The organism is Microbacterium sp. ARD31 (genome assembly GCF_031844425.1).
The window spans coordinates 387,831-405,012 of the sequence record NZ_JAUZVE010000003.1; the positions used below are offsets into that span (position 1 = coordinate 387,831).

General features: G+C 71.8%; 20 protein-coding genes. 11 read left to right on the forward strand and 9 right to left on the reverse strand.

The genetic code is table 11. The features are described 5' to 3' along the window. The first annotated feature begins 8 nt into the window (after positions 1–8). Positions 9–986: a 1,4-dihydroxy-2-naphthoate polyprenyltransferase gene (locus tag Q9S36_RS12300; RefSeq protein WP_217530679.1), complete on the forward strand. Its 978-nt coding sequence runs from the start codon at positions 9–11 to the stop codon at positions 984–986. A 3-nt stretch (positions 987–989) separates the two neighbouring features. On the opposite strand, the gene Q9S36_RS12305 is transcribed toward Q9S36_RS12300, so the two are convergent. Then, complete coding sequence (locus Q9S36_RS12305) at positions 990–1,244, reverse strand: DUF4229 domain-containing protein (protein ID WP_311285385.1); 255 nt, start codon at positions 1,242–1,244, stop codon at positions 990–992. Between the two features lie 77 nt (positions 1,245–1,321). On the opposite strand from Q9S36_RS12305, the gene Q9S36_RS12310 reads away from it, so the two are divergent. From Q9S36_RS12310 to Q9S36_RS12320, 3 genes are read left to right on the forward strand one after another with little or no spacing between them, the layout of a single operon-like run. After that, positions 1,322–1,717: a PLD nuclease N-terminal domain-containing protein gene (locus Q9S36_RS12310; protein WP_253035346.1), complete on the forward strand. Its 396-nt coding sequence runs from the start codon at positions 1,322–1,324 to the stop codon at positions 1,715–1,717. A 1-nt stretch (position 1,718) separates the two neighbouring features. After that, entirely contained in the window at positions 1,719–3,506 is a 1,788-nt protein-coding gene (gene menD / locus Q9S36_RS12315; protein WP_311285386.1) for a 2-succinyl-5-enolpyruvyl-6-hydroxy-3-cyclohexene-1-carboxylic-acid synthase, read from the forward strand. A gap of 56 nt (positions 3,507–3,562) precedes the next feature. Beyond that, on the forward strand, positions 3,563–4,420 hold the full coding sequence (locus tag Q9S36_RS12320) for a PPK2 family polyphosphate kinase (RefSeq protein WP_311285387.1): 858 nt from the start codon (positions 3,563–3,565) through the stop codon (positions 4,418–4,420). A 4-nt stretch (positions 4,421–4,424) separates the two neighbouring features. Here the strand turns inward: Q9S36_RS12320 and Q9S36_RS12325 are convergent, their stop codons facing one another. The 4 genes from Q9S36_RS12325 to Q9S36_RS12340 all read right to left on the reverse strand — a co-directional run bounded on the left by Q9S36_RS12325 (position 4,425) and on the right by Q9S36_RS12340 (position 7,176). Continuing rightward, positions 4,425–5,213 carry an alpha/beta hydrolase gene (locus Q9S36_RS12325; RefSeq protein WP_311285388.1) on the reverse strand — a complete coding sequence of 263 codons (789 nt, stop codon included), beginning with the start codon at positions 5,211–5,213 and terminating at the stop codon, positions 4,425–4,427. Positions 5,214–5,222: 9 nt separating this feature from the next. Further along, positions 5,223–5,417 (reverse strand): hypothetical protein, encoded by a 195-nt coding sequence (locus tag Q9S36_RS12330; RefSeq protein ID WP_311285389.1) that lies wholly within the window; start codon positions 5,415–5,417, stop codon positions 5,223–5,225. Further along, on the reverse strand, positions 5,414–5,668 hold the full coding sequence (locus Q9S36_RS12335; protein ID WP_311285390.1) for an NUDIX domain-containing protein: 255 nt from the start codon (positions 5,666–5,668) through the stop codon (positions 5,414–5,416). Before Q9S36_RS12335 ends, Q9S36_RS12330 begins: the two co-directional genes overlap by 4 nt. Positions 5,669–5,760: 92 nt before the next feature. Beyond that, positions 5,761–7,176: a DUF222 domain-containing protein gene (locus Q9S36_RS12340; RefSeq protein ID WP_311285575.1), complete on the reverse strand. Its 1,416-nt coding sequence runs from the start codon at positions 7,174–7,176 to the stop codon at positions 5,761–5,763. 370 nt (positions 7,177–7,546) lie between these two features. On the opposite strand from Q9S36_RS12340, the gene Q9S36_RS12345 reads away from it, so the two are divergent. Further along, a complete protein-coding gene (locus Q9S36_RS12345; RefSeq protein WP_311285391.1) occupies positions 7,547–8,317 on the forward strand; it encodes an alpha/beta fold hydrolase in 771 nt (256 codons plus the stop codon). Continuing rightward, a complete protein-coding gene (locus Q9S36_RS12350; RefSeq protein WP_311285392.1) occupies positions 8,314–9,003 on the forward strand; it encodes an alpha/beta hydrolase in 690 nt (229 codons plus the stop codon). The genes Q9S36_RS12345 and Q9S36_RS12350 overlap by 4 nt, the downstream gene beginning before the upstream one ends. On the opposite strand, the gene Q9S36_RS12355 is transcribed toward Q9S36_RS12350, so the two are convergent. Further along, positions 8,954–9,721, reverse strand: coding sequence for an alpha/beta hydrolase (locus Q9S36_RS12355; protein WP_311285393.1), 768 nt, complete (start codon positions 9,719–9,721; stop codon positions 8,954–8,956). The two genes, Q9S36_RS12350 and Q9S36_RS12355, sit on opposite strands and share 50 nt — an antisense overlap. A 54-nt stretch (positions 9,722–9,775) precedes the next feature. Here Q9S36_RS12355 and Q9S36_RS12360 point away from each other — a divergent pair, with 54 nt between their 5' ends. Then, positions 9,776–10,420 carry a hypothetical protein gene (locus Q9S36_RS12360; RefSeq protein WP_311285394.1) on the forward strand — a complete coding sequence of 215 codons (645 nt, stop codon included), beginning with the start codon at positions 9,776–9,778 and terminating at the stop codon, positions 10,418–10,420. A gap of 6 nt (positions 10,421–10,426) precedes the next feature. Here the strand turns inward: Q9S36_RS12360 and Q9S36_RS12365 are convergent, their stop codons facing one another. Next, positions 10,427–11,671: an isochorismate synthase gene (locus Q9S36_RS12365; protein WP_311285395.1), complete on the reverse strand. Its 1,245-nt coding sequence runs from the start codon at positions 11,669–11,671 to the stop codon at positions 10,427–10,429. Positions 11,672–11,750: 79 nt separating this feature from the next. On the opposite strand from Q9S36_RS12365, the gene Q9S36_RS12370 reads away from it, so the two are divergent. The 4 genes from Q9S36_RS12370 to Q9S36_RS12385 all read left to right on the forward strand — a co-directional run bounded on the left by Q9S36_RS12370 (position 11,751) and on the right by Q9S36_RS12385 (position 16,050). Continuing rightward, positions 11,751–12,497 (forward strand): demethylmenaquinone methyltransferase, encoded by a 747-nt coding sequence (locus Q9S36_RS12370; RefSeq protein WP_311285396.1) that lies wholly within the window; start codon positions 11,751–11,753, stop codon positions 12,495–12,497. Between the two features lie 23 nt (positions 12,498–12,520). Next, positions 12,521–13,582: a polyprenyl synthetase family protein gene (locus Q9S36_RS12375; RefSeq protein WP_311285397.1), complete on the forward strand. Its 1,062-nt coding sequence runs from the start codon at positions 12,521–12,523 to the stop codon at positions 13,580–13,582. A 61-nt stretch (positions 13,583–13,643) separates the two neighbouring features. Beyond that, positions 13,644–15,017 (forward strand): FAD-dependent oxidoreductase, encoded by a 1,374-nt coding sequence (locus tag Q9S36_RS12380; RefSeq protein ID WP_311285398.1) that lies wholly within the window; start codon positions 13,644–13,646, stop codon positions 15,015–15,017. 7 nt (positions 15,018–15,024) lie between these two features. After that, on the forward strand, positions 15,025–16,050 hold the full coding sequence (locus Q9S36_RS12385) for an alpha/beta hydrolase (RefSeq protein WP_311285399.1): 1,026 nt from the start codon (positions 15,025–15,027) through the stop codon (positions 16,048–16,050). Here Q9S36_RS12385 and Q9S36_RS12390 read toward each other — a convergent pair. Further along, a complete protein-coding gene (locus tag Q9S36_RS12390; protein WP_311285400.1) occupies positions 15,992–16,528 on the reverse strand; it encodes a hypothetical protein in 537 nt (178 codons plus the stop codon). The two genes, Q9S36_RS12385 and Q9S36_RS12390, sit on opposite strands and share 59 nt — an antisense overlap. Beyond that, positions 16,525–17,124, reverse strand: a complete 600-nt coding sequence (locus tag Q9S36_RS12395) for a TetR/AcrR family transcriptional regulator (RefSeq protein ID WP_217530708.1) — start codon at positions 17,122–17,124, stop codon at positions 16,525–16,527. The genes Q9S36_RS12390 and Q9S36_RS12395 overlap by 4 nt, the downstream gene beginning before the upstream one ends. Between the last annotated feature and the right edge of the window lie 58 nt (positions 17,125–17,182).

The following is a 17,182-nucleotide window of genomic DNA, read 5'->3' on the forward strand; positions in this document are numbered from 1 at the left end:
CCTTGCTCGTGGCCGCATCCCGAAAGACCTCCCGTAAGCCCGCCGCGAAGCGCTCCGGTTCGCGCGGCAACCCGGCGAAGGCGCGCGTCTCGTCCGCCCCGCCGAAGCCCGCCCCGGTGACGGCGCGCGACTGGATCGGCGCCGCGCGACTGCGCACCCTGCCGCTCGCGATCAGCCCGATCCTCGTCGGCACGGGTGCGGCGATCGCCGTCGGCGCCGGGTTCCACTGGGTGCTCGCGCTGAGCTGCCTCGTGGTGGCCGTGTCGCTGCAGATCGCGGTCAACTTCGCGAACGACTACAGCGACGGCGTCCGCGGCACCGACGACCACCGGGTCGGCCCGACCCGCCTCACCGCCTCGGGACGCGTCGCGCCCCGCGCCGTCCTGATCGCGGCTCTCCTCTTCTTCGGGATCGCGGCCGTCACGGGCCTCGCGATCGTCATCCGCACGCAGTTCTGGTGGCTGCTCGCCGTGGGCGCGGTCTGCATCGTCGCGGCGTGGTTCTACACCGGCGGCAAGCGTCCGTACGGCTACTTCGGCCTCGGCGAGCTGTTCGTCTTCGTCTTCTTCGGCCCCGTCGCGGTCATCGGGACGACGTTCGTGCAGGCGGGGTCCGTGCCGCAGGAGTCCTGGGTGCCCTCGATCGCCGTCGGCGCCCTCGCGTGCGGTGTGCTCGTGACGAACAACCTGCGCGACATCGATCAGGACCGCGTCGCCGGCAAGCGCACGCTGACCGTGCTCATCGGCAAGCGCGCGTCGCAGGTGCTCTACACCGTGTTCATGCTCGTGCCGTTCGCCATCGTGCCGGTGCTGGCGGTCTTCTACCCGGTGGCGTGGCTGTCGCTCATCGTGCTGCTCGCGACGCTGTCGGCGACGCTCATCGTCTGGACGTACCGCACCCCGCGGGAGCTCATCGTCGCGCTGCAGCTCAGCTCGCTCGCGTCGCTCGCGTGGAGCGCGTTCATCCTCTGGGCGTACGTCGCCTGAGCGTCAGTCCGCGGGGTCCTCGACGGATTCGTCCGCGGCACGCTTGCGCGCCGCGCGGGTCTCGGCGATGCCGGTCGAGACCTCGTCGAGAGGGCGACGCAGGAAGAGCATCGAGAGGCTCAGTCCGATCAGGGCCGCGAAGATCGCCGCGAGCCAGTACTGCTCGCGCAGCACCGGGAAGAGCATCATGATCCCGAACGGGACGAAGAAGGCGAGCAGCCGCAGCAGCGCGTAGACGAAGGCTGACCGGGCGCGCATACCGCCATTCTACGGCCGTGCACCCGGGGGTTCGCCCCGGCCGCCTCGGGCCGCGGGCGCGCGCCTAGGATGGAGGAATGGCGCGCGTGTACCTCGTTCTGGCGCTGCTGCTGGCCGCGTTCTGGGTCTACAGCATCGTCGATTGCGCCGTGCAGTCCCCGACCCGTCACCGCGGGGTCAGCAAGCCGATCTGGCTGCTCATCGTGATCCTGCTGCCGGTCGTGGGCGGCATCCTCTGGTTCGTCATCGGTCGCTCGCGCGCGTCGTCGAACCGGGTGGTCTTCCGCGCCCCCGACGACGACCCCGACTTCCTCGGTCGCCTCAACACCACGAGCGATCAGGACGAGCGCATCCGCCGCCTCGAGGAGGAGCTCGCCGCCCTCGACTCCGAGGCGCCCGACCCGCGCGAGCGCCCCGTCGACCCGCCGGCGGACGACGACTCCGACGAGCAGTCGCGCGGGTCGCGTTCCTGACATGACGCGCGACGGATCCGGCCGCGCGCCCGCGACCGACGCTGCGGCGGCGCTGCTCGGCCGGTTGATCGATCGCGGGCTGCGCCACGTCGTCCTCTCGCCGGGCTCCCGGTCGCAGGCCCTCGCGCTGGTCGCGGCCGAACTCGAGTCGCGCGGCCTCATCCGGCTGCACGTGCGCATCGATGAGCGCGTCGCCGGGTTCACCGCGCTCGGCATCGGACGCGAGGACCGGATGCCGGCGGCCGTGATCTGCACGTCCGGCACCGCGGTCGCGAACCTCCTCCCCGCCGTGCTCGAAGCGCACCACTCCGGTGTGCCGCTGCTGCTGCTGACCGCGGACCGCCCGCCCGAGCTGCGCGGGGTCGGCGCGAACCAGGCCACGCGCCAGCCGGGGATGTTCTCGGGCTTCGTCCGACTCGAATCCGACCTGCCGGTCGCCGAGGCGCTCGCGGACGCGATCGACGGCGACGAGGTGGCGCCGTTCCGCGCCGCCGCCGACGAGGGGTGGGATGCCGCGGTGGGCGCCGGATCCCGCGTCGCCGGGCCCGTGCACCTCAACGTCCCGTTCCGCGAGCCGCTCGCCGGTGCGCTGCCGGAGTGGCTGCCGTCGTCGACCGGTGTCGTCGCGGCATCCGACCCTGCGGACGCCGCCGACGAGACCGCCGAAACGGAGTGGGGCGCGCACTACCAGGGCGGCGGGGGCGTCGGCGCGGCGCTCCAGGTCGCCGGTGCGGAGCCGGTCGTGCTCGCGGCGGGGCCGCGGACGGTCGTCGTCGCGGGCGCCGATGCGGGGACGGATGCCGAGCAGTTGGCGCACGAGGGCGGGTACCCGCTCATCGCCGAGATCGTGAGCGGCGCGCGGTTCGGTCGGCATCTCGTGCACGGGTACCGGCGGCTGCTGTCCGACCCCGAGCTCGGCGGCCGCGTCGAACGGGCGGTCGTGTTCGGGCACCCGACGCTGAGCCGCGAGGTCGCCCGGCTGCTGAGTCGCGCGGACGTCGAGGTGCTCGCGGTGCGCGGTCCGGGCGAGCAGCTGAACCTCAACGGCACGACGGTCGCCGTGGACGGCGTGACCGCTCCGTCGGCGGCCGCGGACCGGGAGTGGCTCGGAGCGTGGATGAGGGCGTCGCGGGAGCAGATCGTCGACCTCAGTCCCGCCGCGCCCGATGCCGATGCGCTGTCGTCGGCGGTGCCGGCCGAGCGGTTGGGGGCGATCTCGGCCGAGCTCGGCGCGATCCGCGCGCCCGTCGATCGGGCGGTTCTGGTGGATGCCGTGTGGCGGGCCACGTGGCCGCACGACCGGCTGCTATTCGGGTCGTCGCGGCTGGTCCGGGTGGCGGACGAGATCCTCGGCGGCAAGAAGGTGCCGGTGCACGCGAACCGCGGGCTCGCCGGCATCGACGGCACGGTCGCGACAGGGCTCGGGATCGCGGCCGCCTCGCAGCGCGGTGCGACGCCGGGGGTCACGCGGGTGCTGCTGGGCGACCTGGCGTTCCTGCACGACGTGGGGGCGCTGCTGCATCCTCCGACCGAGGGGGAGCCGCGGATCCAGGTCATCGTCGGCAACGACGGCGGCGGGACGATCTTCGACGGTCTGGAGGTTGCCGGGATCGCCGGTGCCGAGGCGTTCGACCGGGTGCAGTTCACGCCGCAGACGGCACGTGTCGAAGAGATCGCCCGCGCGTACGGGTGGGAGTACCGCCGGGTGACGACGCGCGGCGCGCTCGACCAGGCGTTGACGTCGCCGGCCGGGGGACGCCAGATCATCGAGGTCCCGCTGACGCGGTAGCCGCGGCATCCGCAAGACCGTCGCGCTCAGGTCTCCGGCAGGGCAGGATGTGCCGCATGAGTGCTGACGATCACTGGACCGGGTCACCGTCGACGCTGTTGCGGGTGGGGGCGGGGTTCCGCCTCGCCGACGTCGACCCGGCGTCGACGCCCGGGTACGACGGCGACAAGAAGTCGGGGCAGGCGGATCTCGCCGCCGCGGCGGACGAGTTCGATCAGTTGCAGGAGCGGCTGTACGCACAGAGTCGCACGCAGCCGGATGCGCCGTCGGTGCTGCTCGTGCTGCAGGCGATGGATTCGGCGGGCAAGGGCGGGATCGTCCGGCACGTGATCGGGGCGACGGATCCGCAGGGCGTGCATCTGAAGGCGTTCAAGAAGCCGACGCCCGAGGAGCTGGCGCACGACTTCCTGTGGCGGATCGAGCGGGAGGTTCCCGAGCCCGGGTACATCGGGGTGTTCGACCGGTCGCATTACGAGGACGTGCTGATCGGTCGGGTGCGGCAGCTCGCGGCTCCCGAGGAGATCCAGCGACGGTATGGCGCCATCGTCGACTTCGAGGACCGGCTGGCGGAGCGCGGTGTGCACCTCGTGAAGGTCATGCTGCACATCTCGGGCGATGAGCAGAAGGCGCGTCTGACGGAGCGGCTCGAGCGGCCGGACAAGCACTGGAAGTACAACCCCGGCGACGTCGACGAGCGGGAGCTGTGGCCGGCGTACATGGACGCGTATCAGGCGGTGTTCGATCGGACGTCGACGGATCGTGCGCCGTGGTTGGTGGTGCCGGCGAACCACAAGTGGTACGCCCGGTTGGCGGTGCAGGCGCTGCTGATCGAGGTCTTGGAGCGGATCGATCCGCAGTGGCCGGCGGCGGACTTCGACGTCGAGGTCGAGAAGGCGCGGCTCGCGGCGACCTGAGCGGTCAGTCGAGGTGCGAGCGGATGGCGCGGACGACGGCGTCGGGCCGCTCGACAGGGATGAAGTGCCCGCATCTAGGGATGACGTCGAGGCGGACGTCGGTGAAGTGGTCGGGCAGCCTGTCGGTCCAGTCGGTCGAGAACAGCGGGTCGGCGCCGGGCCACAGCATCGTCGTCGGAACGGTGACGGGGGCCGTGTCGGCGGTGTAGCCGCGGTTGGCGACGTACCACTGCAGGCTGGCGGCGAACGCGCCCGGCCGTGCGTAGGCGGCGATGATCTCGTCGAGGTGCGGCGGGGGTGCGGCATCCGCTCGCCAACTGTTCCAGGTGTGGGTGAGGTAGGTGCGGACGGCGCGTTCGTCGCCGTCGATGAGCTGGGTGGCGACGGGGTCGCGGTGGAAGTGCTGGTACCAGAACACGGAGGCGAGGGCGGGGGATGCGGCGCGGTCGCCGACGCCCGGGTAGGCCGGGGTGAGGACGGCGCCGTGGAACCGGCTCGGGTCTGCGCGGAGGGCGGCTTGGGCGATGCGGCTGCCGATGTCGTAGCCGGCGATGATGACGCCGCTCGTGATCCCGGCGTCGTCGAGCTGCCCGAGGACGCGTTCGGCGTGCGATTCGGCGGTGGATGCCTCGACGCTCGGGATGCCGTCGAACCCGGTCCCCATGCCGAGGAGGTCGGGGGTGAGGGTGCGGAGGTCGGTCAGGTCGGCGATGACCGCGTCGTAGTCGGAGGGGAGTCCCGGCCAGCCGTGCAGGAGGACGACGGTGCGGTCGTCGCGGATGTCGGTCGTCATGGCGGCACCCTACAGATCGTCGCGGACGTCGCCGATGACGCGGTCGATGCAGTCGCGGCGGGGGAGGGTGGGGATCGCGTCGCGGGAGAACCAGGCGATCTCGAGCAGTTCGTCGCCGTCGGGTGTGGCGTCGCTCGTGAGTTCGCCGTCGTAAGCGGTGGTGACGTATCCGACCTGGTCGCCGTTGGGGTACGTGACCATCATCGGTTCGCCCGCGTAGACCCGACGATGCCGCGGATGCGGACACGGGCGCCCGTCGCTTCGAGGACTTCGCGCGCGAGGGACTCGGCGGGCTCCTCTCCGGGCTCGACGCCGCCGATGAGGCTCCAGAGTCCGGAGTGGCGGTGGCGGGCGAGGAGTAAGTTCTGCCCGTCGCGGATGACGGCGGTCACGCCCGGAAGGAGCAGGAAGTCCGTGCCGATGCGCGAGCGGAGGGAGGCGACGTAGTCGGCCATCGGCATTGGACGAGTGCGGGCAGTAGGCCGTGGGCTGAGGGCTTTGGCGGGAGGCGTGCGCGGCGGGGACGCGCTTGTTCGCGCCGCGGGCGTCAGAAGGGTGCGGGTTCCGCTGGTGCGGGTGGCGGCGATGGTGGTGCGGCAGGGGTGAAGGCGACGGCCGGGGTGGGGGCGTCTTCGCGGTAGGTCCTGCCGAGGGGTGAGGTCCATTCGAGGACGCCACCCTTGAGTTGTCGGACTCTCCAGGCGGTGAACTGCTTCATGGAGTGGTGCCGTTGGCACAGGTGCGCCAAGTTGGTGAGTTCGGTGCGGCCGCCGAGGGCGTGGTCGTGGGTGTGGTCGACTTCGCAGCGGATGGCTGCGACGCGGCATCCCGGGAACCGGCAGTGCTGGTCCCGGGCTTGCAGGAACCGTCGCATCCCCGACGGGACACGGTATGAGTCGGTCGCGACGGTGACCCCGGTGGTGGGGTCGTGGAAGAGGCGCTCCCACATCCCGGTGCCACCGGCGAGGGTGCGGGCCGTCGCGGGGTCGATCGGGGACCGGCCGGTGAGGTCGCACGGCCCATCGTCTTCTCCGGTGAGGGTGGCGGCGGGGACGAGCACCTGCACGCGTGCCCGGATTGCGCCGAGGGGTCCGGCGGTGGTGTCGCGGGTGTCATCGAGCGCGGGTGTCCCGGCGAGGAGGAGGTCGGCGAACACGTCAGCGCGGACCTGATCGGTCGATCGTCGATCTGTCGCAACGATCGCAGCGGGATCGTTGCCCTCGCTGCTGCTGTCGCTGTCGTGTTCGCTGTGCGGAGATGCTTTCCCGAAAGCGACCTCAGCCGGGCCTCGCGCAGCGACGCGCTCGTCGCGGGTGTCGATGATCGCTCTGGCCTGCTGCGTGAGCCTGTCGTGAATCCCCTCCGCAATCACCGTCGGAAGGGTCGCGATCAGGTCGCTCATCCCGTCCCGCCCCGGCACCAATCGAACGCACCGCGTCGCCGCGGCCTCCTCGTGCCGCTCGGCGAACGAGCGCGGGTGCATCCGGTGCGCGAGGATCTCCAACTCGCCTCGCACCCGGTTCGGGGTGTCCTTCTCGCATCGGCTGATCGCGATCTGTTCGAACTCCGCCCACATCTCCGCAGGCAGACTTGTGCCGGTCTCCACGATCGCGATCGCGTGGCCCCGCACAATGCGACCTTGCTCCCACGCCGCGACCGTCGCCGGGAAGCCTTCGACCAGGGTCCGTGCTTCACCGATCCGCCGTTGCACGGTTCGGTCGGTGACCCGTATGACCCCGCCGACCTCCGCGGCGATTGATCGCAACGCCATGTCGTGCACCTGCACCCGCGCGTTCCGTTGGGCAGTCTGCGCTTCGGCGAGACGGCCGGCGGCGGCCAGTGCGCGCAGTTCCTCGATCTGCGCAGCGGCGATCCGCCGGGCCGCGGAGTCGACGTCCGCGACAACCCCCGCCAAGGTGGTGAGATAGTCCTCGCCACCGGGGGTTTCCGCCGCATCCGTCATACCTGCACTCTGCCACTGGCCACCGACATCCAACCCGCCAAAACAGGCCCAGAACACGCGTTGTGCACATCCGGAAAATGAGAGTCCTCTCATCCGGTGAGGGCGCCACCCGAGGTCCGATCCTCGCCCCCACCGGAATCGGAGAATGTCGCCAAGTTCGGATCGACACCTCGCACCTGATCCGAATCCGACGCACATCTCCGAATCCGACCCGCATCTCCGAATCCGCGCCCACCCCGCCGCGTCGCGCGCACCGTGCCCACTCACCACCCCGCACCCACACCCAACCCCAACCCCCGCCAGGTCAACCCCCGCACCACACGTCCCGCACCCGGCTACCGTGAACCTCTCCGGCGACGAAAGGCATCGCGTGAGGGCACGTCCAGACGGCCCGCCGATCCACGAGGTCACGGTCGGCGGCAACACCTTCCGCGTCGTCCTCTCGCCGCGCGCCGACGCGGCGCACACGTACCTCCTCGTGCACGGCATCGGCATGTCGCACCGCTATCTGCGCCGCCTCCACGCCGAGCTGGCGCACGACCACGCCGTCGTCTCGATCGATCTGCCCGGGTTCGGCGGGCTCCCTCACCCCCCGCGGGAGCTCGACGTCCCGGCGATGGCCGCCGCGATCGCCCGCCTCCTCGCGCACCTCGACCTCCCGCCGGTCGTCGCGGTCGGCCACTCGATGGGCAGCCAGTGGGTGATCGAACTCGCCGCGCAGCGTCCCGATCTGGTCACGCACGTCGTCGCGATGGGTCCCGTCGCCGACGACCGGCACCGCACACCCACAGCCCAGGCACTCGCGCTGGCGCTCGACATCTTCCGCGAGCCGCCGCTCGCGAACTGGCTCGTCCTCAGCGACTACGTGCGGTGCGGCATCCCCTGGTACCTGCGGCAACTGCGCCACATGCTCGCCTACCGCATCGAGGATCGGGTGCGAGCACTCGCACGCCCTCTGCTCGTCATCCGCGGTGCGCGCGACCCCATCGCGGGGGCGGCGTGGTGTCGACGGCTGTCCGCCGGTGCCGCGGATGCCGAGACGTCGGAGATCCCCGGCAGCGGACACGTCGTCCAGCACAGCGCCCCGCGAGGGGTCGCCGACGCGATCCTCGCGTTCCGCGCACGGCAGGAGTTGCGATGACCTCTGTCGTCCGCAACGCGGCGTGGTGGGCGCGCGACTACCTCTACGCGCTGCGCTGGCAGGTCGCCGCGACCCTGACGCGCACCGATCCGCGGCAGTTCCTGACGGGTGAGCTCACGCCCATCGTCATCCTCCCCGGCGTGTACGAGACCTGGCGGTTCATGACGCCGCTCATCCGCGCGATGCACGACCGCGGGCATCCCGTGCACGTCCTGCCGGTGCTCCGCCGCAACCGACGTCCCGTCGATGACGCCGCCGCCCGGGTCGTCGACTACCTCGCCGAGCAGGACCTGCGCGGCTGCGTGCTGCTCGCGCACAGCAAGGGCGGACTGGTCGGCAAACGCGCCATGGTCGTCGACGCGCCCACCGGCCGCGTCCGCGCGATGCTCGCCGTGGCCACCCCGTTCGGGGGATCGCGGTACGGACGGCTCATGGTGCTCCCGTCGTTGCGGATCTTCTCCCCGCGCAGCGCCACGATCATCGCACTGTCGCGGGAGCACGAGGTCAACGCGCGCATCGTCTCGGTGTACGGGCGGTTCGATCCGCACATCCCCGAGGGCAGCGACCTGCCCGGCGCCGCCAAGAACGTGCGCCTCGACACGGGCGGCCACTTCCGGGTGCTCGCCCACCCGCGGGTCATCGCGGAGCTGATCGGCCTCTCCGAGAACGCCCCAGCCACTCCGTGACGTGGTCGGCGAACCACTCCGGTCGTTCGAGCGGGATCCCGTGACCGCATCCCTCGACGATGTCCCGATGGCTGCCCGGCAAAGCGTCATGGATGGATGCCGCGGACGCGAGCATCACCCGTGGTTCGCGCGCTCCCACCATGACCAGTGCTCGCCCGGGGAACGACGACCACGCGGCGGGCAGTCGGAACCGCAGATTCTCACCCACGGCGGCGACCAGCGACGGCGCCGTCAGCGCGGCGCTGGTGCGAAGGTAGTCCGCCATGAGATGCGAGGGGATGCGGAGCTGTCGCGCCTGCGCGCGGGCGAACCACCGCCGTCGGGCGAGGGGAGCGCTGAGACGGAGCGCGGCGAGGGTGAGCGGAGTGAACGGGAGGGGTTCCACCTGAGCGCTGACCACAACCGCTCGACTCACGAGGTCGGGATGATGCGCGGCGAGCAGGATGGCCAACTGCGCGCCGAGCGAGAACCCGATCACCGTGGCCGTCCGACCGGGCACGGTCGCCTCGAGCAGCTGCGCGAGCTGCGCGACCGTGTCGGCGTGCGAGACGTACGGCATCTCGGCCGAGCGGTCGTGCCCGGGCAGATCCGGGATCAGGACGAGGTGGTTCCGCTCGAGACGATCGCGCACGGGGTCCCACATCCAGCCCGCGACACCGCCGCCGTGGAGCAGGAGCACGGGCGGCGCGTCGGCGGAACCGGAGAAGCGGTGGAACACGGTCCTCCCACCCTGCCGGACTACCCCCGGACCCGCCAGTCGTACCCTGATCGGATGCGACTGTACGTCCACAGCGCCGACCGCGACGGCCCCTCCGCCTGGCCCTCGTCGGCGCCCGGCGATGCGCAGTACCTCCCGCTCGACCTCACCCTCCCGCTCGACGCGCTCTCCGCTTCGCTGACGGATGCCGCGCCGCGAGGCGCGACCGTGTTTTCCCATTCCGCCGCCGCCGTCCCCGTCGCGCTCGCCGCAGCCCGGCTGTCGCCCCGAGCTCTCGTCCTCGTCGAGCCGGCGCTCTACGACGTCGCTCGAGGCCATCCCGCGATCGAGGCCCATATCGCCGGGATCTCCCGCGCAAGAGCCCTCGCCGACACCGGCGACCTCTTCGGCTACTGGTCCGTCGTGCGACCCCTCATGTTCGGCGGCCCCGCCGACCCGGCGCGCTGGGAGCCCGAGCGTGCCGGGGTCGCGCGCTTCGCGGCGAGGCGACCGCCCTGGGGGTTCGGCGTGGACGCCGCGATGCTGCGCGGCATCCCGACCCTCGTCGTCACGGGCGGGTGGAACGCCGAGTACGACGCGATCGCCGAGGTGCTCGAGCGACACGGTGCGCATCGCCGGACCCTGTCGGGCCATGGTCACCGGCCCCAGGACCACCCCGACTTCGCCGCGACCGTCGAGACGTTCCTCGCGGACGTCTGACCGCCCTCAGGCGAGCGCGTCGACGATGGGACGGAACTTCACCCGGGTCTCGAGCATCTCGGTCTCGGGGTCGCTCCCGGCGACGATGCCCGCGCCGGCGTGGGCGGTGAGCGCGATGTCGCCGTCGCCGTGCACGTCGAACTGCGCGCATCGCAGCGCGATCGCCCATTCGCCGTCGCCGTTCGCGTCGATCCAGCCGACCGGCCCGGCGTAGCGGCCGCGGTCGAACGGCTCGACCCGACGGATCACCTCGAGCGCCGCCTGCGTCGGAGTTCCGGCGACCGCCGCCGTCGGGTGCAGCACCTCGACGAGGTCGAGCGCCGACGCGTGGCCCGAGAGCGTGCCCTCGACATCCGTCGCGAGGTGCCACACGTTCGGCAGCTTCAGCATGAACGGCTCGGGCTCGGCCACCAGCGCGGTCGTGTGCGCGCGCAGCGCCGTCAGCACACTCTGCACGGCGTACCGGTGCTCGTCGAGGTCTTTCGCACTGGTGGCGAGGGCGACGGATGCCGCGGTGTCGGCGTCGGCGTCGGCGCCCCGCGCGGCGGTCCCGGCCAGCACACGCGCCGTGACCGTACCGCCCGAGACCGTGACGAGGGTCTCGGGGCTCGCTCCGATCGCGCCGTCGACGGCAAAGGTCCAGGTGTCCGGGTAGGCCGAGGCGAGGGCGCGGACGAGTCGTCGCAGATCCGATCCGGCAGGCACGGAGCCGACGAGGTCGCGCGCCAGCACCACCTTGGCGACCTCGCCCGAGGCGATCGCTTCGAGCCCGGCCCGCACCTCCGCCTGGTAGCCGTCGGGTGTGCAGGCCCCCGGCCCCACGACCGCCGACCAATGCGGCCCGAAGGGTATGGACTGCGGCTCGGGACGCTCGGGCTCACCGTCGGTGAAGACGTGGGTGACCCAGCTCGTGTCGCCGCGGCGGCCGATGATCATCTTCGGCACCGTCAGCGTCGCGCTCGACGAGCTGTGGGCCGGGTCGAACGGCAGCGCGCCGAACGCGACGAGGCCGGATCCCGGCATCCGCACCTTGTCGTCGACCTCGGCCGCAGCGCTGACGGCCCGCCACCAGGCGACGGCGGACTCTCCCGCCGGAAGCTCGGCGGCGCGGCCCCAGCCGACGAGCATGTCGCCGCGACGCGACCAGACCGTCGGGTCGTCGGGCGCGGCGTAGGAGAGGGGGTCGTCGACCGGCTCGATGCGGCGGGTGACGGCGCGCAGCCGGGGAGCGCCGAGCGCAGTCGAAGTCACGCTCTCAGCCTAATCCGGCAGCACCCACCCGAGCCTCGCGCGCAGCCCCGCGGCATCCCGCCCCGATTAGGCTCGACACGTGACCGAACAGCCCTCCCGCACCCCGTCCACCCGCGCGGACCTCGGCAAGGATCCCGCGCGCGTCAGCGGCATGTTCGACGAGGTCGCGGCGGGCTACGACCGCACCAACACGATCCTCAGCCTCGGCAACGACAAGCTGTGGCGCATCGCGACGACGCGCGCCATCGCACCGCGGCGCGGGCAGAGGATCCTCGACCTCGCCGCCGGCACCGGCGCGAGCTCGGTCTCGCTCGCCCGCTCGGGTGCCGAGGTCGTCGCGGGCGACTTCTCGGCGGGGATGATCGCCGAGGGCAAGCGGCGGCACGGCGGCATCCCGAACCTGTCCTTCGTCGAGGCGGACGCGACGGCCCTGCCGTTCGGCGACGAGGAGTTCGACACCGTGACGATCTCGTTCGGGCTGCGCAACGTCAACGACCCCGAAAAGGCGCTGCGCGAGATGCTGCGCGTCACCAAGCCCGGCGGCAGCCTCGTCATCTGCGAGTTCTCGCACCCGCCGGCAGCGCTCATGCGCGGGCTGTACCGCTTCTACAACGACCGCGTCCTGCCCGTCGTCGCGCGGGCGTTCAGCTCGAACGCCGACGCCTACGACTACCTCAACGAGTCGATCCGCGACTGGCCCGATCAGCGCACCCTCGCCGGCCGCATCCGCGCCGCCGGGTGGGAGCAGGTCGCCTGGCGCGACCTGAGCTTCGGGATCGTCGCACTGCACCGCGCGCGCAAGCCCGCAACCCCGGGCCGGGCCTGAGGCGCGACGGGTACGCTGGAGGCATGACCCCCCGTCCCGGTACTCCGGGCTCGCAGATCGCGAGCCGTCTCGGCGTCACCGAGCGCATCTTCGTGGGCCCGCGCATGCGCAAGCTGCTCGCCACGGTCGAAGAGGGACTCGACCTCGTCGAAGCCCGCCTCGCCGGTGAGCTGAAGGTCGGGGACTCGCTCGCCGACGTCACCTCGCGCTACCTCTACGAGGCCGGCGGAAAGCGGATGCGGCCGATGCTCGCGATCCTCACGGCGCAGCTCGGCTCCGGGGTCACCGACGACGTCCTCGCCGGCGCGACGGCGCTCGAGATGACCCACCTCGGCTCGCTGTACCACGACGACGTCATGGACGAGGCCGACCGTCGCCGCGGCGTTCCCAGCGCCCACGCGGTGTGGGGCAACAGCGTCGCGATCCTCACCGGCGACCTGCTCTTCTCGCGGGCCAGCCAGCTCATGGCACAGGTGGGCGAGCGCGCCATCCGGCTGCAGGCCGACACCTTCGAGCGACTCGTGCTCGGTCAGATGCACGAGACCGTGGGCGCCCAGCCGGGCGACGACCCGGTCGACTTCTACCTGCAGGTCCTCAGCGACAAAACCGGTTCGCTGATCGCCGCCGCCGCCGAGACCGGCGTCGTCTTCTCCGACGCCTCCGACGAGTACGCCGCCCCGGTGCGCGAGTTCGGTGAGCGCGTCGGTGTCGCCTTCCAGCTGCTCGACGACGTCATCGACCTGTCGGCCGACGCCGAGGAGACCGGCAAGGTCCCCGGCACCGACCTGCGCGCCGGCGTGCCGACGATGCCCTACCTGCTCCTCGGCCGTGCGACCGACCCGGCCTCGCAGGCGCTCAAGGTCACGATCGACGAGGGTGTCGCCCGCATCTCCGACGGCGCCGACCCCGTCATCCTCGACGCCCCGCTCGCGCAGCTGCGCGACCACCCCGCGACCGAGGCCACCCGCCGTCTCGCGCACGAATGGTCGGACCGCGCCGTCGCCGCCCTCTCGCCCCTCCCGGACGGCCTCGTCCGTGAGGCGCTCACGCGCTTCGCGCAGGTCGTCGTCGACCGCTCCAGCTGATCACCGGCGGAACCGCCGCTTCTTCGTCACGCCCGCGCGCGGGCTCTCGGAAAGGACACCCATGACCAAGCTCCGGCTGGCCATCGTCGGCGCGGGACCCGCCGGCATCTACGCGGCGGACATCCTCCTCAAGGCCGAGCGCAAGTTCGACGTCTCGATCGACCTGTTCGACCACCTGCCGGCGCCCTACGGTCTCGTGCGCTACGGCGTCGCCCCCGACCACCCGCGCATCAAGGGCATCATCAACGCGCTCCGCGACGTGCTCGACCGCGGCGACATCCGCATCTTCGGCAACGTTCGCTTCGGCACCGACATCACCCTCGCCGACCTGAAGAAGCACTACAACGCGGTCATCTTCGCGACGGGCGCGATCAAGGACGCCGCCCTCGACATCCCCGGCATCGACGCCGACGGCTCCTTCGGCGCCGCGGACTTCGTCAGCTGGTACGACGGACACCCGGACTTCCCGCGCGAGTGGCCGCTGGATGCGGCATCCGTCGCCGTCCTCGGCAACGGCAACGTCGCGCTCGACGTGGCGCGCGTGCTCGCCAAGCACGCCGACGACCTGCTGCCCACCGAGATCCCCGCGAACGTCTTCGAGGGCCTGAAGGCCTCGCCCGTCACCGACGTGCACGTGTTCGGTCGTCGCGGTCCCGCGCAGGTGAAGTTCACCCCCCTCGAGCTGCGCGAGCTCGGCGAGCTGCGCGACGTCGACATGGTCGTCTACGACGAGGACTTCGACTACGACGAGGCGTCGAAGGCCGCGATCGCCTCGAACAAGCAGGTCATGGTCATCGACCGCGTCCTGCAGTCGTGGCGCCAGCGGCCGAGCGTCAACAACGCCGGCGGCGAGGCGAGTCGCCGGCTGCACCTGCACTTCTGGGCGCGTCCCGTCGAGATCAAGAAGGATGCCGACGGCCGCGTCGCGGCGATCGTCACCGAGCGCACCCGCCCCGACGGCTCCGGCGGGGTCGAGGGCACGGGCGAGCTCCGCGAGATCCCGGTCGGCCAGGTCTACCGCGCCGTGGGCTACTTCGGTTCGCCGCTGCCGGACGTGCCGTTCGACAAGCGCCACGGCGTCATCCCCAACCACGAGGGTCAGGTGCTGAAGAAGGGCTCGAACGAGCGGGTCCCCGGCGTGTACGCGACCGGCTGGATCAAGCGCGGCCCGGTCGGCCTCATCGGTCACACGAAGTCCGACGCCATGGAGACGATCCGCCACCTCATCAACGACCAGGCGTCGTGGTGGACCCCCGAGGACCCGTCCGACGAGGCGATCATCGCGCTCCTCGCCGAGCGGCAGGTCGCGTGGACCGACCTCGATGGATGGCACCGGCTCGACGAGCACGAGGTCGCCCTCGGTGCACCGCACGAGCGTGAGCGGATCAAGGTCGTCGACCGCGACGAGATGGTGCGGGTCTCGCGCGGCGAGTGAGGCTTCGATGAGCGGCGAGTGGGAGACGGACGTCCTCGGGCGTCCGTTCCAGTCCCTGACGCTGCCCCTCGGCGCCGACCAGGAGGGCGAGGTCGTCGCGACGCTCGTCCGCCTCGAGCCGCCGACGCTCGCGCGGCTGACGGGGCCGCTGCGCGACGTCGACGTCCTCTATCTGCACGGCTGGTCCGACTACTTCTTCCAGGTCGAGCTCGCCCGGTTCTGGACTTCGCACGGAGCGCGCTTCCACGCGCTCGATCTGCGCAAGTACGGCCGCAGCCTGCGCCCCGGCCAGACGCCCGGGTTCGTGACGTCGCTCGAGGTGTACGACGCCGACATCGCCACGGCCCTCGACGCGATGGGTCACGGTCCCGGGGGTGCGCCGTCGCGGCGCCGGCTCGTGATGATGGGGCATTCGACGGGCGGCCTCACCGCGACGCTCTGGGCCTCGCGGCACCACGGCCGCCTCGCGGGGCTCGTCCTCAACAGCCCATGGCTCGAACTGCAGATCGGCACCCTCGGGCGCCAGGCGCTGTCGCCCCTCGTGCAGATGCGGGCACGCGTCGATCCGTTGGGTGCGCACCCCGTCGTCGACCTCGGCTTCTACACCCGCGCGCAGACCGAGGTGGGCGCGCTGCCCGTCCGCGGCTACCGGCGCGAGTGGCGGCCCGAGCGCGGGTTCCCGACGCACCCGGGCTGGCTCGCCGCGATCGTCGAGGGGCACCGTCGGGTGTCGGCGGGCATCGACGTGGGCGTTCCGACCCTCGTGATGCTGTCCACCGCGTCGACGAATCCGTTCGCGTGGAACGCCGAGATGACCGGCAGCGACTCGGTACTCGTCGTCGACGACATCGCCCGCGCCGCCACCCGGATCGGGCGCGACATCACGCTCGCGCGGATCGAGGGCGGCATCCACGACCTCTTCCTGTCGCGTCCGGGCCCTCGCGAGCAGGCCTACCGTGCGCTCGAAAGGTGGCTCACGACGGGTGCGATCGGGCGCTCGCGCGGTTCGAGGCGATCCCGAGCGTCAGGCTGAGCAGCGCGCCGACGAGCATGACGCACGCCATCGGCACCGCGGTCTCCTCGCCCCACAGGCCCACCACGGGGGTGATGAGCGCGCCGACCGCGAACTGGGACGCGCCCATGAGGGCCGCGCCCGCGCCGCGGTTGCGGGGCGTCGCCCGGGCGAGGCCGAGCGCGTTCGCGTTGCCGAACGTGAGACCCGCCGCCCCCATGGTGGCGAAGGCGCAGCCGAGGAAGAGCGGGATCGACAGGATGCCGGTGGCCGCCGAGACCGTCATGACCGTCGCGGACGCGACGCCGAGCGCGGCGCCGACCACCAGCATCCGTTCCGGTCCGATGCGCGGTGCGTAGGTCGCGTTGATCAGGTTCGCGACGAGCTCGCGGGCGATCTGCGGCAGCGACGCGAGGTACATGTCGATCGCGAACGGACCGACCGCCGAGAGGAAGCCGAGGACGACGACGAGCCGGCGCGTGAGGTGCGGCCCGGTCATGCGGGCGGGCGCAGGAGCGCGCCGAGGGTGCGCAGGGTCGATTCCAGCCCGACCGCCGGATCGAGCAGCCACTGGATCTGCAGACCGTCGGATGCCGCGATCAGAAGCGACGCGAGGTGTTCGGCCGAGACGTCGTCGCGCACCAGGCCCTCGGCCTGCTGTCGCCGCAGGCTCTCGGTCATCGTGGCGCGGAGCCCGGTGAAACGGGCCGTGAAGAACTCGCGCCCGACGCCGGACTCCGTCTCGAGCGAGGCGGCGAGCAGGGTGGAATACAGGGTGACGAGACCGGGCACCTCGACGTTCTTGATCGCCGCCTCGATCATGGTGTCGATACCGGGGCGGAGGTCGGGGGAGTCGACGCGGCTGTCCTCGGCGTGCTTGTAGACGGCGACGAGCAGCTGTTCGCGCGAGTCGAAGTAGTGCAGCAGGGCGGCGTGCGAGACGCCGATGGCCTCGGCGATCTTGCGGAGCGACGTGCCGTGCGCCCCGCGCTCGCGGAAGACCTCGATCGCGCGATCGAGGATCTCCTGCCGCCGGGCGACGCCCTTCGGCTGCGATCCGCGGCGGCCGATCACGCCCTCGTCGTCCTGACCCATGGGGACAGAGTAGGGCCGTCGACGAAAAACCTCCAACTGGAGGTTTTTCTGCTATCGT

Excerpts from the sequence above, each read along its gene's own strand:
- Q9S36_RS12340 (WP_311285575.1), bottom strand. The coding sequence starts at position 7,176 with ATGACGGATGCGGCGGAAACCCCCGGTGGCGAGGACTATCTCACCACC.
- menD (WP_311285386.1), top strand. The coding sequence starts at position 1,719 with ATGACGCGCGACGGATCCGGCCGCGCGCCCGCGACCGACGCTGCGGCG.
- Q9S36_RS12380 (WP_311285398.1), top strand. The coding sequence starts at position 13,644 with ATGACCAAGCTCCGGCTGGCCATCGTCGGCGCGGGACCCGCCGGCATC.
- Q9S36_RS12320 (WP_311285387.1), top strand. The coding sequence starts at position 3,563 with ATGAGTGCTGACGATCACTGGACCGGGTCACCGTCGACGCTGTTGCGG.
- Q9S36_RS12375 (WP_311285397.1), top strand. The coding sequence starts at position 12,521 with ATGACCCCCCGTCCCGGTACTCCGGGCTCGCAGATCGCGAGCCGTCTC.
- Q9S36_RS12310 (WP_253035346.1), top strand. The coding sequence starts at position 1,322 with ATGGCGCGCGTGTACCTCGTTCTGGCGCTGCTGCTGGCCGCGTTCTGG.
- Q9S36_RS12330 (WP_311285389.1), bottom strand. The coding sequence starts at position 5,417 with ATGATGGTCACGTACCCCAACGGCGACCAGGTCGGATACGTCACCACC.
- Q9S36_RS12335 (WP_311285390.1), bottom strand. The coding sequence starts at position 5,668 with ATGGCCGACTACGTCGCCTCCCTCCGCTCGCGCATCGGCACGGACTTC.
- Q9S36_RS12305 (WP_311285385.1), bottom strand. The coding sequence starts at position 1,244 with ATGCGCGCCCGGTCAGCCTTCGTCTACGCGCTGCTGCGGCTGCTCGCC.
- Q9S36_RS12385 (WP_311285399.1), top strand. The coding sequence starts at position 15,025 with ATGAGCGGCGAGTGGGAGACGGACGTCCTCGGGCGTCCGTTCCAGTCC.
- Q9S36_RS12390 (WP_311285400.1), bottom strand. The coding sequence starts at position 16,528 with ATGACCGGGCCGCACCTCACGCGCCGGCTCGTCGTCGTCCTCGGCTTC.
- Q9S36_RS12350 (WP_311285392.1), top strand. The coding sequence starts at position 8,314 with ATGACCTCTGTCGTCCGCAACGCGGCGTGGTGGGCGCGCGACTACCTC.
- Q9S36_RS12360 (WP_311285394.1), top strand. The coding sequence starts at position 9,776 with ATGCGACTGTACGTCCACAGCGCCGACCGCGACGGCCCCTCCGCCTGG.
- Q9S36_RS12395 (WP_217530708.1), bottom strand. The coding sequence starts at position 17,124 with ATGGGTCAGGACGACGAGGGCGTGATCGGCCGCCGCGGATCGCAGCCG.
- Q9S36_RS12325 (WP_311285388.1), bottom strand. The coding sequence starts at position 5,213 with ATGACGACCGACATCCGCGACGACCGCACCGTCGTCCTCCTGCACGGC.